General features: G+C 58.7%; 16 protein-coding genes. 12 read left to right on the top strand and 4 right to left on the bottom strand.

The window, feature by feature from the left end; genetic code table 11:
* The first annotated feature begins 81 nt into the window (after positions 1 to 81).
* On the top strand, positions 82 to 1,236 hold the full coding sequence (locus ACZ1HK_RS00280) for an ABC transporter permease (RefSeq protein ID WP_472626977.1): 1,155 nt from the start codon (positions 82 to 84) through the stop codon (positions 1,234 to 1,236).
* Positions 1,236 to 2,012, top strand: a complete 777-nt coding sequence (locus ACZ1HK_RS00285) for an ATP-binding cassette domain-containing protein (RefSeq protein WP_472626978.1) — start codon at positions 1,236 to 1,238, stop codon at positions 2,010 to 2,012. The genes ACZ1HK_RS00280 and ACZ1HK_RS00285 overlap by 1 nt, the downstream gene beginning before the upstream one ends.
* Positions 2,013 to 2,375: 363 nt before the next feature.
* Here ACZ1HK_RS00285 and ACZ1HK_RS00290 read toward each other — a convergent pair whose 3' ends face one another.
* The 3 genes from ACZ1HK_RS00290 to ACZ1HK_RS00300 all read right to left on the bottom strand — a co-directional run bounded on the left by ACZ1HK_RS00290 (position 2,376) and on the right by ACZ1HK_RS00300 (position 4,508).
* On the bottom strand, positions 2,376 to 2,858 hold the full coding sequence (locus ACZ1HK_RS00290) for an amino acid synthesis family protein (RefSeq protein WP_472626979.1): 483 nt from the start codon (positions 2,856 to 2,858) through the stop codon (positions 2,376 to 2,378).
* Between the two features lie 64 nt (positions 2,859 to 2,922).
* On the bottom strand, positions 2,923 to 4,095 hold the full coding sequence (locus tag ACZ1HK_RS00295) for an MFS transporter (protein ID WP_472626980.1): 1,173 nt from the start codon (positions 4,093 to 4,095) through the stop codon (positions 2,923 to 2,925).
* The gene (locus tag ACZ1HK_RS00300; protein WP_472626981.1) at positions 4,095 to 4,508 is read right to left on the bottom strand and encodes an ester cyclase; all 414 of its coding nucleotides are present in this window, start codon (positions 4,506 to 4,508) and stop codon (positions 4,095 to 4,097) included. The genes ACZ1HK_RS00295 and ACZ1HK_RS00300 overlap by 1 nt, the downstream gene beginning before the upstream one ends.
* A 181-nt stretch (positions 4,509 to 4,689) precedes the next feature.
* Here ACZ1HK_RS00300 and ACZ1HK_RS00305 point away from each other — a divergent pair, with 181 nt between their 5' ends.
* Entirely contained in the window at positions 4,690 to 5,490 is an 801-nt protein-coding gene (locus tag ACZ1HK_RS00305; RefSeq protein WP_472626982.1) for a LuxR C-terminal-related transcriptional regulator, read from the top strand.
* Positions 5,491 to 5,860: 370 nt separating this feature from the next.
* Here ACZ1HK_RS00305 and ACZ1HK_RS00310 read toward each other — a convergent pair whose 3' ends face one another.
* A complete protein-coding gene (locus ACZ1HK_RS00310) occupies positions 5,861 to 6,742 on the bottom strand; it encodes a LysR family transcriptional regulator (protein WP_472626983.1) in 882 nt (293 codons plus the stop codon).
* Between the two features lie 98 nt (positions 6,743 to 6,840).
* Here ACZ1HK_RS00310 and ACZ1HK_RS00315 point away from each other — a divergent pair, with 98 nt between their 5' ends.
* From ACZ1HK_RS00315 to ACZ1HK_RS00355, 9 genes are all read left to right on the top strand, one after another.
* Positions 6,841 to 7,821: an NAD(P)-dependent alcohol dehydrogenase gene (locus ACZ1HK_RS00315; RefSeq protein WP_472626984.1), complete on the top strand. Its 981-nt coding sequence runs from the start codon at positions 6,841 to 6,843 to the stop codon at positions 7,819 to 7,821.
* A gap of 14 nt (positions 7,822 to 7,835) precedes the next feature.
* Positions 7,836 to 8,498 carry a DUF4386 domain-containing protein gene (locus tag ACZ1HK_RS00320; RefSeq protein WP_472626985.1) on the top strand — a complete coding sequence of 221 codons (663 nt, stop codon included), beginning with the start codon at positions 7,836 to 7,838 and terminating at the stop codon, positions 8,496 to 8,498.
* 115 nt (positions 8,499 to 8,613) lie between these two features.
* Positions 8,614 to 9,639 (top strand): AraC family transcriptional regulator, encoded by a 1,026-nt coding sequence (locus tag ACZ1HK_RS00325; RefSeq protein WP_472626986.1) that lies wholly within the window; start codon positions 8,614 to 8,616, stop codon positions 9,637 to 9,639.
* A gap of 107 nt (positions 9,640 to 9,746) precedes the next feature.
* The gene (locus tag ACZ1HK_RS00330; protein WP_472626987.1) at positions 9,747 to 10,103 is read left to right on the top strand and encodes a glycine zipper family protein; all 357 of its coding nucleotides are present in this window, start codon (positions 9,747 to 9,749) and stop codon (positions 10,101 to 10,103) included.
* A gap of 10 nt (positions 10,104 to 10,113) precedes the next feature.
* Positions 10,114 to 11,007 carry an SDR family oxidoreductase gene (locus tag ACZ1HK_RS00335; protein ID WP_472626988.1) on the top strand — a complete coding sequence of 298 codons (894 nt, stop codon included), beginning with the start codon at positions 10,114 to 10,116 and terminating at the stop codon, positions 11,005 to 11,007.
* Entirely contained in the window at positions 11,004 to 11,684 is a 681-nt protein-coding gene (locus tag ACZ1HK_RS00340; protein ID WP_472626989.1) for a hypothetical protein, read from the top strand. Before ACZ1HK_RS00335 ends, ACZ1HK_RS00340 begins: the two co-directional genes overlap by 4 nt.
* A 27-nt stretch (positions 11,685 to 11,711) precedes the next feature.
* Positions 11,712 to 12,746, top strand: coding sequence for a serine hydrolase domain-containing protein (locus ACZ1HK_RS00345; RefSeq protein WP_472626990.1), 1,035 nt, complete (start codon positions 11,712 to 11,714; stop codon positions 12,744 to 12,746).
* Positions 12,743 to 13,744: an alpha/beta fold hydrolase gene (locus ACZ1HK_RS00350; RefSeq protein ID WP_472626991.1), complete on the top strand. Its 1,002-nt coding sequence runs from the start codon at positions 12,743 to 12,745 to the stop codon at positions 13,742 to 13,744. Before ACZ1HK_RS00345 ends, ACZ1HK_RS00350 begins: the two co-directional genes overlap by 4 nt.
* The gene (locus ACZ1HK_RS00355; RefSeq protein ID WP_472626992.1) at positions 13,744 to 14,811 is read left to right on the top strand and encodes a serine hydrolase domain-containing protein; all 1,068 of its coding nucleotides are present in this window, start codon (positions 13,744 to 13,746) and stop codon (positions 14,809 to 14,811) included. Before ACZ1HK_RS00350 ends, ACZ1HK_RS00355 begins: the two co-directional genes overlap by 1 nt.
* Positions 14,812 to 14,913: the final 102 nt, after the last annotated feature.

Below are 14,913 nucleotides of genomic sequence, written 5' to 3' on the forward strand. Positions count from 1 at the left end.
GCATTATGCTAGAAGAAGGGCGGGCCACGGTCCGCCCTTTGAAAATCTCGACCGCGACCGATGGAAGACAGGGGCAAGACAATGACGGAGCGTTCCGACAATTTTGAAGACGGCCTGAAAGGCGCAGAGCAAAGCGTTGCAAGCTTTGAGCTCGACAATAAGTCTCTCCTGATGCGCTTCCAAAGTGCGCTTCACAAAACACCGTCGCTCGTGCCCCTGATCGTGCTGGGATGCGCGATCATGATATTCACGGGCTGGCTTGGGCCCCGGTTCTTGCCGCAAATGACGTTGGTGTTCCAGCAGATCCAGATTGTCGGCATTCTTGCCTTGGCCCAGACGTTGGTGATCCTGACGGCAGGCATTGATCTGTCTGTGGGTGCAATCGCCGTTTTCTGTTCCGTCATCATGGGGCAATTCACGTTTCGCTATGGCATTCCGCCCGCTGTTTCTGTGGCCTGCGGGCTTGCAGCAGGTGCAGCCATCGGGGCGTTGTCGGGGTGGCTGGTCACGCGGATCAAGATACCACCGTTTATCGCCACACTTGGCGTGTGGCAGATCGTGTTGGCGGCCAACTACATCTATTCCCGCAACGAGACGATCCGCGCCCGCGACATCCGTGAAGACGCGCCGATGCTGCAATGGCTGGGGCTCAAGCCCAACGAGCAGCTGGTGCTCTGGATCGATGGCCTGCGTGGCAACGTTTACGAGCGAATACGGCCCAACGATACCGACCAATTCCTGCTGGATCTGATCTGGCAGACCAAGATCACATACGGCGTGCTGACATTGATCCTGCTCACCTTTATTCTGGCCTATATGCTGCGTTCGACCGCATGGGGGCGCCATGTCTACGCCGTTGGCGACGACCCCGAAGCCGCAGAATTGGCCGGTGTGAACGTCAAGCGCACGCTGATGTCGGTCTACATGCTTGCCGGTTTTATTGCCGCAATTGCGGGGTGGTCTTTGATCGGACGGTTTGCCTCGGTCTCGCCCAGTGCTTCGACGGGCATCGAGGGCAATATCGAGTCGATTACCGCGGTGGTGATCGGAGGTATCTCACTGTTTGGGGGGCGTGGTTCCATCTGGGGTGCCTTCTTTGGGGCACTCATCGTGGGGGTCTTCATGCTGGGCCTCGGAATGGCTGGTGTGAACCCACAATGGACTTTCATGTTGATCGGCACGCTCATCATTTTGGCGGTCGGCATCGACCAATGGATCAGAAAGGTGGCCGCGTGATGGAACCAATTCTCAAAGGCAGAAACCTGACCAAACGCTACGGAAAGGTTGTGGCCCTCGATAACTGCGACTTCGATCTTTTTCCCGGCGAGATCCTGGCCGTGATCGGGGACAACGGTGCCGGCAAATCTACCTTGATCAAAGCGCTATCGGGTGCGGTTGTCCCGGACCAAGGGGAGGTCGAGTTGGAAGGTAAGCGGGTTACCTTCGCCTCACCAAACGACGCGCGGCATGCCGGGATCGAGACCGTGTATCAGACGTTGGCCGTCAGCCCCGCGCTATCGATTGCGGACAACATGTTCATGGGGCGCGAGCTGCGCAAACCCGGCTGGCGCGGAACGATATTGAAGCAGTTAGACAAGGCCGTGATGGAGGCCAAGGCGCGCGAGAAACTTAATGAGCTAGGATTGATGACGATCCAGAACATCAATCAAGCTGTCGAGACGCTGTCAGGAGGACAACGACAAGGCGTCGCCGTGGCGCGCGCAGCGGCGTTTGGCTCGAAGGTCATTATCCTTGACGAACCCACTGCGGCGCTCGGGGTCAAAGAGTCGAGAAAGGTGTTGGAGCTGATCCTAGACGTACGGTCGCGGGGCATTCCGATCATTCTGATCAGTCACAACATGCCCCACGTCTTCGAAGTTGCGGATCGCATCCACGTTCACCGACTTGGCCGCAGGCTTTGTGTCGTGGACCCAAAGGACTACACGATGTCAGACGCAGTGGCCTTCATGACCGGCGCCAAGGACGCTCCAGCGAGCGTTCAAATGGCTTAGGCGCGGCGCAGGCTGGCTTTGATGCTTGGCGCACCCGCCTAGACGCCATTCCAGTGAGCATCGACCTGCCGCGCGCACGGCACCAGGCAACCTGCGACGACCGGCGTCTTTCGTTTGCCTCGAGATTGGACGGTTTGTTCGGCAACGCAGACGCTGTTGAAACCCTCGAATTATCGCGCCGACTATCAACGTCCGCTTCGGGGAAGCTGCATCGCAGCGAAGATGAGCGCCACGAATGTCGGCTTTGGGCCGGTAGCAGACAAACCTTAAAGCGCAAATTCTGCGAGCGATCTAACGGCAGCAGCGAGCCCGTTTTCACCTATACTGCATCTGGGCTTAATGGCTGCTTTGAGAAAAGCGCCGTCAAGTTGGGTTTGGGCCTTTTCCAACGCGCGGATGCGCGCGTGGTCCGTCCGAGAGGCCGATGCAGAGTAGGATCTCGTCAGCGCGGGGCGCGTCAGCCACGCACAGCGTCATCGTATCGATATGATCGAACGACCATGCGTCGTCCTTGTGCCCCAATGGCAGATCGATCGATCCACCCAATGCTCCAACCTTGTGGTTGGATGGCATCAGGGATTTGCCGCCCGCGATGGCGGCCCGCACCGGTTTGCCAAGGGCAGGGTGCAACAGGGCCGCGCCGTGTTCCATTGCGCCCGAAGATCCCACAAGAGCGGCTTTGCCATAGCAGACAGCGGGGGCTCCAAGCATGTGCACAAGCTCTTGCGTCAGCGACCCGCCAAGTTGCGCGCCAACATCAAAGAGGGGTGACAGGTCGTCCTGGTGCCTCCCAGCGAAGGGTTTCTGACAACCGCCATGGCTGCAACGCGGGTGATCGGATCGCACACCTGACCCATTTCATCAGCGGTGATGATTTCCCTTGTGAAAACCGTTTTCCGAACATTCATCATCAAACTTTCCTTTCTGTCCCTGTCACCGTCGCACCTTTGAAGACCTGGAACGCTATGCCGAGCGGCACCACCGCTGCGAAGAGGGTCATTGCGAGCCACAAAGGGCCTTGCGGATTACCTGTCGCATCCAGGATCGCACCTGCGACCGGCGGCGTGATCCACATGAACGCAAAGTAGACCGTAAAGAACACCCCCATGCCAAAGGCTCTGACCTGAGGCCGCATCGCTTGCCCTGCCATGGCCATGATGACCCCGGCAGGGGCCATGCCGATCAGTCCAAACAGACTGCTTGCCCCAACGCCAGCGCCTGGAAGACCGAGCAGCAAGAGGGCGACGATCGCGCCGCCCATACAGAGTGCCAAGACAGTGTTGCGTCCTCCAAAGCGATCCACGAATTGCCCGCAGGCCGCACCGGAAATGATCATGAGCCAGCTGCCGATGCTGATGATGCCAGCGGCCGCAATGGCGGTTTGGCCGTGGCCCTCAAGAACCTTTGGCGCAAAGGCAAGATAGGTGACATAGGCTGCATTGAAGACGCCCCAGGCCGTCGCCGCACACAGTATCAAACGCCATTCCTGCCCTGTCAGGGAAACCCGCGTACCGCCCGTCGCATCAGGCAGATCATGCGGTGGACGGTAAAGTAAAAGGACCCCCGCGGCGGCGATCAGGCAGTAAACCGAGGCGGCCTGAAACGGAACCTGCCAGCCATAGGTTTGGGCCAACCAGGCGTGGCCGACTTGGCCCATGGCGATCCCGAACGGCCAGCTCATCACAAGGATGCTCATGGCCGTAGCGATTTCCCGGCCTTCGAACCAATCCGCGACCATCTTGGTGAAATAGAGCGTCGAGACAAGAAACCCGGACCCGGCAAGAACCCGGCCGATCCCAAGGGTCCAGCTTTCCGTCGCCAACGACGACGCAGCCCCGCCAAGGGCCAAGGCGCATAGTCCCACCACCACCATCGCCCGGTCTGAAACGGACCGGCCCCAATATCCGGCGGGTATGGCCAGGACCAACCCCGGGGCCATGAACACCCCAATCAGAAAGCCGATATCTGCGTAGGTGAGCCCGAAGGCGACGATCAGATCGTCGCCCACGGATGCCACGGTTTGAAACTGAAGCCCAAGTCCGACGCGCGCCAGAAACAGGAGCCCCAGAATGCGCCAGCGCATCACGCCCAGCCAAGCTGGCGCAGCGCGTGCACGTCGTTCCAGATCTTGGTCATGTGACGGATCCTGTCGCCGTCGAACTGCATCACATAGGCGTAATCTGAAACAACCGCTTTGCCCGTTGGCGCAACCGGTCCGCCCGGCCCGGTTTGCGTGCCATGGAATTCGGCGGTGGCGACGGCCGAGGTGCGGTCATCATCCATGGCAAAGGATGTCAGCACGTAGCGCCCATCCGGCACCGGGGTCAGCAGGCCTTTCATCCACTCGCAATACTCCGCAAGGGTCTTGATCTCGGCAAGCGCATCCGCCTGGCACGCGAAGGTGGCGTCGTCCGCACACCAGGTTTGGCATGCCTGCCAGCCCTGACCGGTTTCGCAGGTATCGAAGAATGCTTGGGCGGTTTCAAACTGTGTCATTGGAAAATCCTTCATGTGAGTGGTTGCACGACGAGACTACGCCCGACGCGCCGCGCCGTGTATCGGGCAGATGCAGTATTTTTCGGGGTCGCGCTGCTGTATGCGCCTCATGCATTTGCAGGATTGTACCGACGTCGGCCTTGGGTATCCTTTGCGATGAACGCCAGATGGATCGGATTAGATGCTCGACGACACCAGACTTAGCCCAAGGGAGCAGCAGATCGCTGAAAGCTATGCCGCTGGATGCAACTACCAGGAAATCGCCGTGGATCTGAACATCGCGCCTTCCACCGTGCGGACCCATCTTGCCACGATCTACCGCAAGCTTGAGGTCTCCTCCAAGGTGGACTTGGCACATCGCCTGAGTGGGCAAGGCACTGTCCCGCGCAGCGAGGTGGATCACGCGGCGATCATTTCGGAGCTGGCCCTGAGCCTTGAAGAGGCGCTGAGCCGGGAGAAAGCGCTGAGCGAAGTCCTGCGTATCATCGGTGCGTCGCAGGGAGACCTCGACCTGGTCATGCCCGCAATTCTGCGCCATGCGTTGGACTTATGCGACGCGGAGTTCGGTATCCTGTTCGAGTACCGAGGCAAGAAGCAATTCCAAGCCAGCTTTACCTTGGGCATTCCAACGGCGTTTCAACAGTGGCTTGATGACAGCGGCACCTTCAGCGCAAGCGATCACACCGGGCTGGGCAGAATGGCCATAAATTGGACCACAATCAATATCATCGATGTGAAAGCAGAGGCGATATACCGTTCAGACGATCCTTTGCGGTTTGCCACAGCGGATCTCGGAGGGGCGCGATCTTTTGTTGCAATTCCGATGCTGGCTGCAAATCAGCTTGTCGGGGCTTTCACAATCTATCGCCAATCCGTGCGCCCGTTTTCAGAGGATGCGCTCAGGCTGGCCCAGATTTTTGCAGAACAGAGTGTCATCGCTTTGGAGAACGCCCGGCTCATCAGTGACAACGGAAATCCATAGTAATCGCTGGAATGGCAATAAAGTTCGACAGCCCCGTCATTTGACTTCACCGAATTCGAGCAAGTGCCGCGAATGGCTGCTTTGCGGGCTGCGGCCGCAGCATCAAGGCCAGATGGCCAACGGCAGCTAAGGGCCGATAGTGGCGGTACTTTCTGGCCCCCCGATGATGCCGCATAGCTGCGAACGGCAGCTCTGAGCCCACAGCAGACCGGTTCACTTCTCGCGGCGTGTACTCGCAGCATAGACTGTGCCACCTATGCACAATCTCTCGCGCTGCGATGCGGCGTAAACAACGGCCTTTGTGGGGACTGTCATGGTAGTGCCTTCGGGCCTCTCGATCGTAACCCTTTGGCTATAACGGCTGGAAATTTCATAGCCCTATGAATTCCGCGCGCCGTTCCAGAAGTGCCGCGCTGAGATAATCCACAAGCAGGCGCGCGCGTTTTACACGGCGCAGCCCGCCATGCAGCAAGATCCACGTGGACCGGCGCTGATCCAATTGGGTTCCAGGTACGCGTTGCAACTCTGGAAACACGGATGAGGCCCAATTCGCAAGGAATGTCATGCCCGCCCCTGCGCGGGCCATGTGCAGATGCATCTGCGGGTCTGCGATGATGTGTCGGACCCGCGCGTTCGAGAAAGGCGTGGCCAAGATCATTTTTTGCAGCTCAGGGACTTCACCATAGCTGATCCAGGTCAGACCTTTGCCCCTTGTTCCAGCTTTTGGCAGCTTGGTGTCGATGTAGTGGCGGGAGGCAAACACCCCCAAGGACAGCGGAAACAACTTTCGTCCGACGGCATCTTCTTCCACCTCAACAACGTGCCTTATCGAGATGTCGGTCTCATCCTTCTCGATTGAGTCAAGAAAGTACGACAGTTTCAGTTCAATCTCGATCTCTGGATAGAGCTCGGCAAAATCAGCGAGAACCGGCGCCAGTAAGTAATGCGCAGTCAACGGGTCTACTGACAGGCGAATTCGGCCAGCGGCTTCGCGGTCCAGACCCTGCACCGCGCTGAAACCTTTGAGTAGCGCGGCCTCTGCTTCGATGGCTTGCGGCAAAAGGCGCCGGCCCGCAGCCGTGAGTGTCAGACCGCCGGCATTTCTCCGGAAAAGAGTCGTGCCAAGCTGTGCCTCCAAACCTTCGATCTGGCGGCGCGCGGTCGCATGGGTCCCGTCAATTTGTTCAGCGCCCGCGCGTAGCGAACCTGTGCGAGCGACAGCGAGAAAGGCGGGGAGAGATTTCCAGTCCATCTGATCTGTAACGTTTTTGATCCTATGCGGATCATGATAGCCAATTATTGGATCAAAAAAGTCCAGTATTTCCTTTGTCATTAATCAAGGAGATCAACATGGAAACGACATTCAATGCATGGGAAGTGACCCGCTACGGTGCTCCCGAAGTCCTCGCCCCGGTATCGCGGCCGGTGCCAACACCAACGGCAAATCAGGTTCTCATCCGTATTCGCGCCTCGGCCGTTTCGCGGGCCGACGGGTTGATGCGTGCGGGCAAGCCGAAGTTTGCCCGCCTGTTTCTGGGGCTCAAGCGCCCGCGCGCCGGGCTGTCTGGAACCTGTTTTGCGGGCGATGTCGTCGCCATCGGTGACCATGTGACAGAGTTCGGCGTTGGCGATGCAGTGTTCGGCGAAGCCGGGCTACAGTTTGGTGCCAACGCAACATACATCTGTGTCGACCAGAATGGCAGCTTGCTAAGAAAGCCCGGCAGCGTGGCATATGAAGAAGCTGCGACACTTTTTGATGGCGCGATGACCTCGTGGCATTTCCTGACCCGTGTCGCGCATGTTCAGCCGGGTGAACGTGTGCTGATCCTGGGTGGTTCGGGCGGGCTGGGCACAGCCGCCGTGCAGTTTGCGAAAGCCCTTGGGGCTAACGTCACCGCCAGCGCAAGTGCCAAGAACGCAGAGCTGCTGCGGTCTTTGGGCGTTGATCAAGTCAACGACTACAGGTCCCAGGATCCGCTGAAATCCGGTGCCACCTACGATGTTGTCTTCGACACAATCGGTATTTCCTCCTTCGGCGAGGCGAAACCTGCTTTGGCCAAAGGCGGGCGCTATGTCTGTCCGGTACTGGGGTTGCGGCTCTTGCGTGACATGCTCGTCACTGGCCTGTTCGGCGACAAAACAGCCAAATTTGCGGCCGCGGGGATGTCAAAGCCAGAGGTGCATCACGACGAACTGTCCGAGGTCTTAGAGCTTATGGGCAATGGACAGTTCTCGCCAGTGATGGATCGCACCTATCCGCTCGCTGATCTGGTCGAAGCCCATCGCTATGTCGAAACGGGCCGTAAGCGCGGCAACGTTGTTGTTGTCTGATGGGGGTGGATATCATGAAAACGCTCCCCATTTCATTGGCTCAGGCTCGTTTCGCTGGGCTATGCTATTTGATCATTATCCTTTCCGGCGTCGGGTCGGAGGTCGCCTTGCGCGGACCGCTGATTGACCTCGGTTCGGCAGAAGCGACCGCGCGCGCCATTGGTGCCGAGACCCTGCGGTTCCGCCTTTCGATCCTGGCCGATGTTGTCATGGCCCTTGCCGATGCGGCCTTGGCTATCTTGGTGTTCTTGATGTTCCGCTCAGTGTCAGCAGGACTTGCACTGAGTGCGCTGGTCTTCAGACTGCTGCAGTCCGGGTTGATTGCCGCAGGACTCTTAAACCTGCAGGCCGCGCTTCTTGTCGCGGATGTCGATATGGCGCTGAGCTTTATCACGCTGCATGCCTATGGCTATGACCTTAGCCTTATCTTCTTCGCCGTGAACTGCTTGCTGACCGCGCAACTTATCCTCCGTTCCGGATTTGTGCCCGGTGTCTTGGGGCTTGGGATCGGTCTGTCGGGGTTGGTCTATATGACGGGCAGCGTGATGCGTTTTGCGGCCCCGGATATGCACGGCGCCGTTGCGCCAGCCTATCTGATGCCGCTGGTCGCCGAAACCGCGTTCTGCCTCTGGCTTTTGATCTTGCCGGGTCAAGGCAAGCGGGTGTCTGCGGCCTGACATCCGACCCTTTGGACCCAATCAAAAGGCGACGTAGCTTGCGTCGCCGTCCGTCTGTTCGAATTCGGAACCAAAGCCTATGCTGACGTCACAGTGCCGGATTGGGGCGATGCACATGACCGAACAGACGATGGCGGCGGGGTTTGCCGCGTCCTTTTTAGACTATGCCAGCGACAAAGGCGCCAAACGAGAAGTCCTACTGTCAGAAAGCGGCCTGACACAAGACGATCTGTCAGACCAGGACAACCGCGTCCCGATAGCCGCGTATCAGACGATGATCGGCGCTGCGATCAGGCAAACCGGTGATACGGCCTTGTTGCTGCGGCACGCGCTCGACTCGAAGCTGGAGACGATGTCGGTCGTCGGCCAGATCGTTCATACGTCGGCATCGCTGCGTCACTCATTCGAGCAACTCAACCGCTATCTGCATCTGATGGGCGATGTGGAACTACCAAGAGGGGTCGATCGGTACGAATTGCAAAGCACCGCGGACGGTCTTTGGATTGTTGATCATCTCGTCTTGCCGCCAGAGATGTCATACTGGTCAGAGGTGTCATTTGCACGGTTTATCAGTGAATTCCGCCGATCCTTCCCTGGCGCAACTTTTGAAATCGCGCTGGAGGTCACCTATCCACCGCCACCGCACGCGGACCAATACCCTGAGTTGTTCCGAGTGCCTGTGGAGTTCAATGCCAAACGCAACGCGCTTGAGATCCATCCGGTTTGGGACAGCCCTGAGACCCAGTTCGAGCCTGGAAACGCATACGCTTTCGGCATCTTTACGCGCCATGCGGATGACATGCTTGCAAAGCTGCAGGCCGACAAAACCATACGTGCGCAGATTGAAGCGCAAATCCTGCCGAAACTGCACGAAGGCACGATCTCGATGGATAAGGTCGCAAGTGACCTCGCGATGAGCCGCCAGACCCTCTATCGGCGCCTGAAAGAAGAAGAGATCACATTCGCGGAGATCCATGACGATCTGCGCCGGCGAATGGCCATGGAGTATTTGGGCGGTCAAAAAGTCACCGTGAACGAAACCGCTTACCTTCTGGGGTTCTCTGAAGCTTCTTCATTCGTGCGCGCATTCAAGCGCTGGACTGGTCTGAGCCCGACGGCCTACCTCAATCAGGCCGCTTGACCGCATTGTTGTTACAAAGTGTCAAATCGTTGAAACCTGCGGTCATGCTGTAAACGCAACAGAACGGCTATCTGCTTTCTCGAGACTTGGACGAGAAAGGTCGGATAATGAAAACGCAACTTACTTTGTCCGTTGTAGGTTTGGTCTTGGTGGCGGCTTGCTCCGAAAGCGGTGCGAACTACCGGCCCATCCTCGATGGGACACCAACGCCAGAATACGAGGCCGACCTGACCGAATGTCAGACCTTGGCCCAAGACCAATTCGAACATGAAACGCTCGGCGCAACCGTGCTGGGCGCGGGCGCGGGCGCCGCGTTGGGTGAAGTGGACAGCGGTGACGCCATGGGCGGTGCGATCGCCGGAGCGTTGGCAGGCGGTGTCGCGAGTGCCGTTGAAGTCAGTGAACGGCGCCAATCCATTGTCATCGAATGCCTGCGCGGCCGTGGCCACCGGGTTGTTGGGTGAGGACGCGGCCATGAAACGGGTCTTCATCGCGGGGGCGACAGGCTATCTCGGGCGGTTTCTGTGCGCCGAGTTTCAGCAGCGGGGCTGGTATGTGATCGCGCTTGTTCGCAACTCGGTCCAAGCCAGGCCTATCGCGGCCGATCAGTTGATCGAAGCGCAGGCGACTGACGCTGCTTCAACCAGTGGCGTCATGGCGGGAATCGATCTGGTTGTGTCCAGTCTGGGCATCACCCGGCAAACCGATGGGTTGGACTACTGGGACGTTGACTATCAGGCCAATCTCAACCTCCTGCGAGAGGCCGAGCGGGCAGGTGTCGGCCGGTTTGCTTATGTTCATGTGCTGCGTGCGGCCAAGATGGCGCACGTCCCGATGGTCGCTTCAAAATCCGCCTTTGTGGCGGAGTTGCAGCGCGCGGGCGTCGAAAGCACGATCATTGCGCCCTCGGGATACTTCTCGGACATGAGCGATTTCCTTTCCATGGCGCGGTCCGGGCGGGTCTGGTTGTTTGGCGACGGAACCAAACGGATCAACCCCATCCACGGGGCGGATTTGGCTGCTGCGACAGTCGAGGCGATTGAGGACGGTGTCGCTTGGCTGGATGTAGGCGGGCCTGACATCTTTGAACAGAAGGACTTGGCCGAACTGGCATTTGCCAGCTTGGGCAAGGCTTCGCGGGTGACCTTCCTGCCGGATATGCTGCGGAGGATCGCGCTGCGCCTTCTGCCGCTCGTCACGCCTCAGCGCGTCAGCGGGCCTGCTCGCTTTTTCCTGAGCGCGTTGGCCCTGGACATGGTCGGCGACCAGCATGGCACGCGGCATCTGAGAGATCATTTTGAAGACAGCCTCGCCACGACGCGCACGGCGAGTATCCACAAACTTCCAACGGAAAGGAAGAAATCATGACGATGCAACGTATTGGCGGAGTTGCCGCCCTGGCCTGTGCGGCCACTTATCTTTTTGGCTTTGCTCTGCTTGTCAGCGTCATGGCGGAGATGGGGTTCGGCACAAACGCAATCGATGCGGCCACTGTAGTCAGCGCCACGGTGGAAAATCCGGCGCTTATGATCACCTGGAACACCGTTATCTATATCGTCAATGCATTAGCGCTGACGTTGCTGGTCGTCGCACTGGCAAGCCGGTTGAAGCGGATATCGCCGGAATGGGGCACGACCTCGCTGGCCTTCGGTCTTATCTGGACCACACTGGTCCTGGGCGCGGGCATGATCGCAAACGTCGCTACGGAACGGGTGATGGCCTTGGCGCCGACGGATTTCGACGCGGCTGTTCGGATTTGGGAAGCCCTGCACGCGGTTGAACTTGGACTTGGTGGCGGCAATGAAATTGCCGGCGGTGTCTGGATCTTCTGCGTCAGCCTTGCGGGCCTTTTGCAACGTGCGTTTGGCAGGATTGTCACCGGGCTTGGCCTGCTCACCGGTTTGGGTGGACTTCTGACAATTCTACCGCCGCTGGGCGAAGTTGCCGGTGCGGTTTTCGGCCTTGGTGCGATTGCCTGGTTCATCGCGGTCGGCCTCGCGCTTCTCTTCAAGAGCGAAGCGGCGGCGGTTCAGCAGCGCGCTTGAGGGCGACCGGATCGAAGGAGAGACCCGATGACACTTTCTCAAAGATTGCAGGCCCTACTCGACACGGAAGCGGGTAAGTCAAACACCCATGGGATCATCTTACGGGTCGCCTCTGGCGATGGTCAGGTGGATTTCAAAGGGAGCGCCGGGGCCGCAATGCCCGACACGCGGTTCCCAATTGCGAGCATCACCAAGATGTACACAGCGGCGCTGATCATGCAGCTTGTTGACGAAGGACAGGTCAAACTGGACCAAACCGTGCAGAGCCTTTTGCCCGGCGTAGACCTTACAGGACTACACGTGGTGAAAGGGGTCGATTACGGGTCAGCGTTGACGGTGCGGCATCTGCTACACCAGACTTCCGGTCTGGCGGACTACTACGAAAGCGATCTGGCCCATGATCTGAAACAGGTCAAGAACCGCAGTTACGATCTGGTGGATGTGCTACAGATGACAAAGGCCCTGCCGCCACCGGCTGCGCCCGAAAGTGGCAGGTCCCATTACTCCGACACCAACTACCAGCTTCTTGGTGCGGTGATCGAGGCTGTGACTGGTCAGACATATGATCAGGCGCTGCAAGACCGGATCTGTGGGCCGCTGGGGCTCACGCAAACCGGTGTGTTGCATGGAACCGACATCGGCATGCCACTCTACCACAAAGACCAGCGGCTGGACGTTCCTTTGATCCTGACAAGCATGACGTCGGATGGCGGTATCATCTCGACGCTGGACGAGTTGCTGGTTTTTCTGCGTGCCTTCATGGACGGGCGGCTGTTCAACCCCGAGAACGCCGCGCAGATGCGTCAGTGGAACCGATTATTTTTTCCGATCCAATACGGCTACGGCCTGATGCGGATAAAGCTCCCCCGTTGGATGACGCTATTCCGCACGACGCCAGAGTTGATCGGCCATTCCGGGGCGAGCGGGTCCTTTGCCTTTTATGCGCCCGCTAGGGACACCTATATTCTGGGCAGCTTCAACCAAACCGATGCGCCGCGACGTCCGATCGGTTTCATGCTGAAAGCGCTGGCGATGGTCGCGAAACATGAGGGTACGAAATGAAGCGGGTGCTCAAATGGATCGCGGTGATTTGCGTAGGTTTGGTCGGCGCATTTCTATCCCTGTTTCTCGGGACGCGCGGCGACTACCCGGTGGCCCGGCTTGTCACCGATGACCCAACGCTGCCTTCAGAGACCATTGCCGGTGTTCAACTGCACATGCGGGTTCATGAGGGGCCGACTGATGCGCCCGTAATCATCGTCCTGCATGGTGGTCCTGGTGGCGATTTCCGCTCGCTCACGGCTTTGGCGGACCTGTCGGATGAATTCACGGTCGTCTTCTATGATCAGCGCGGCGCGGGTTTGTCCGAACGGGTTCCCGCAGGGATGCTGACGCTTGAGGGGTATCTGGCTGAACTGACCGCTCTTGTTCAGGCCGTATCGCCTGACGCACCCCCAATTCTGATTGGGCACTCCTGGGGTGCCATGTTGGCGACCGCCTACCTCGGCCAGAACCCCGAAGGGGCGCAAGCTGCGGTTCTCATCGAACCCGGCTATCTCGATGCCGCGGGCTTTGCTGCATGGGAGACGGAGAGCCAGCGATATCTCTCCGGCTACACCTATTGGCGCGAGGCGGTTCTGACAGGGTTTCGGGCGCAGCATGTCGAAGGGCCGGATGATGCGGCGCATAATGACTTTCTGATCGGGCGTATGGTTGGTGTTTTCACGAACCATCCGGACAATCCTTATCACTGCGGTGATGGATATACGGCACCCGGCTGGCGCTTTGGTTCCTTGTCTAGCGATACCTGGGGCGTTGCGCAGATGGCCGAATTTGAGCGCTTCACGTGGGGTGCAAGGTCGTTTGCCGGACCTGTGCTCTTGATGGCTGGTGAATGCAACATTTGGACCGGTGCCGCGTTGCAGGATCAGCATCAGGGGTTTTTTCGCAGCGCAGACCTCAGCGTCATCGCCGACGCTGGTCATGATGTGATCTGGGACAACCCGGACGCGACTCTTAGCACCATTCGCGCATTCCTGATCGCCCGGAATGAAGAGTGATGGCGGATCGGGACGCACAGACAAAGCTGATCCGGTCCATGATGAGACCGTACGAGAGCCCGCACCATGCAGTTGTCGCATTCTGGCTTCAGGATGGAAAAGCGACCTATTGCCAATCCGGTCCGCAGATCTCAGACGCGCCGCATGAGGATTGGATCTTCGAGATTGCATCGATCACCAAGGTGTTCACGGCGATCCTGCTCTGTCGGCTTATCGAAGACGGCAGGATCGACCCAAAGGCCCCGCTGCGCGAGATGTCAGACGCTTTGAAGGATGTCCCTGCCTGGATCACGCCAGAGCGTTTGACCGCACATACCAGTGGACTGCCGAACTACTATATGCCGCTTTGGAAAGCCGTTTTTCGAAAGATGCCGGACGGCCCCTACGCGGAATTCTCGCGCGCGGATCTGCTTGCTTGGTTTCGACACCACGGCGATAAATCGCCGCCATCTGTGCACCGCCATCTTTATTCCAACCTTGGTGTCGGCCTCTTGGGAGAGGCGATGGCCATCATGGAAGGTCGGTCTTTTTCCGACCTTCTTGCCACCAAAGTGACGGGACCTCTCGGGCTCAAGGACACGACAGATCGACTGAGCGAGGCCCAGAAAGGCCGCTTCTCGCAACCAAGGGCACCAAGCGGCAAAGCCGTTTCGCCCTGGATCTTTCAAAGCCTCGCGGGGGCCGGGTGCTTGCGGTCATCGGCGCGAGACCTTGCCGCTTATGCAAAGGTTGTCATCCGCGCGCTGCGGACGCCGCAGACCACGCTTGACCATGCGATTGTGCGATCGGCCATCCCGATCCTCGGCTTGGGGCGAAAAGGCGCGTCGATCCCGACTGCACAGTGTTCCGGCTGGCTGCGGGTCACGATGGACCAGCAGATGCTGGGCTACCTTTTTCATAACGGCGGAACTGCCGGGTCGTCTTGCGCCTTGTTTGTCTCTCCCGAACGGGAAGCCGCGTTTGCAGTTCTTTCCAACAATGGTGTGGCGGGCAATCTGTGGGCAGGCACCAAATTGAATTGGTCCAACCCTATGCAAAAGGCGCACGACCTACTGGCTTTAGATTGATTTGGGGGCGCAAGGAAACGCTTCCAAAACCGGCAGATCGTAGCGGCGTATCATGGGCATTGGCCTCGCAGTGTCTGAGAGGGCAAACCGGAAGAATTTTGA

The sequence above is a fragment of the Gymnodinialimonas sp. JB5-7 genome (assembly GCF_055693405.1).

Coding starts and splice junctions, on each gene's coding strand:
- ACZ1HK_RS00280 (WP_472626977.1), top strand. CDS start 82: ATGACGGAGCGTTCCGACAATTTTGAAGACGGCCTGAAAGGCGCAGAG.
- ACZ1HK_RS00285 (WP_472626978.1), top strand. CDS start 1,236: ATGGAACCAATTCTCAAAGGCAGAAACCTGACCAAACGCTACGGAAAG.
- ACZ1HK_RS00295 (WP_472626980.1), bottom strand. CDS start 4,095: ATGCGCTGGCGCATTCTGGGGCTCCTGTTTCTGGCGCGCGTCGGACTT.
- ACZ1HK_RS00300 (WP_472626981.1), bottom strand. CDS start 4,508: ATGACACAGTTTGAAACCGCCCAAGCATTCTTCGATACCTGCGAAACC.
- ACZ1HK_RS00305 (WP_472626982.1), top strand. CDS start 4,690: ATGCTCGACGACACCAGACTTAGCCCAAGGGAGCAGCAGATCGCTGAA.
- ACZ1HK_RS00310 (WP_472626983.1), bottom strand. CDS start 6,742: ATGGACTGGAAATCTCTCCCCGCCTTTCTCGCTGTCGCTCGCACAGGT.
- ACZ1HK_RS00315 (WP_472626984.1), top strand. CDS start 6,841: ATGGAAACGACATTCAATGCATGGGAAGTGACCCGCTACGGTGCTCCC.
- ACZ1HK_RS00320 (WP_472626985.1), top strand. CDS start 7,836: ATGAAAACGCTCCCCATTTCATTGGCTCAGGCTCGTTTCGCTGGGCTA.
- ACZ1HK_RS00325 (WP_472626986.1), top strand. CDS start 8,614: ATGACCGAACAGACGATGGCGGCGGGGTTTGCCGCGTCCTTTTTAGAC.
- ACZ1HK_RS00330 (WP_472626987.1), top strand. CDS start 9,747: ATGAAAACGCAACTTACTTTGTCCGTTGTAGGTTTGGTCTTGGTGGCG.
- ACZ1HK_RS00335 (WP_472626988.1), top strand. CDS start 10,114: ATGAAACGGGTCTTCATCGCGGGGGCGACAGGCTATCTCGGGCGGTTT.
- ACZ1HK_RS00340 (WP_472626989.1), top strand. CDS start 11,004: ATGACGATGCAACGTATTGGCGGAGTTGCCGCCCTGGCCTGTGCGGCC.
- ACZ1HK_RS00345 (WP_472626990.1), top strand. CDS start 11,712: ATGACACTTTCTCAAAGATTGCAGGCCCTACTCGACACGGAAGCGGGT.
- ACZ1HK_RS00350 (WP_472626991.1), top strand. CDS start 12,743: ATGAAGCGGGTGCTCAAATGGATCGCGGTGATTTGCGTAGGTTTGGTC.
- ACZ1HK_RS00355 (WP_472626992.1), top strand. CDS start 13,744: ATGGCGGATCGGGACGCACAGACAAAGCTGATCCGGTCCATGATGAGA.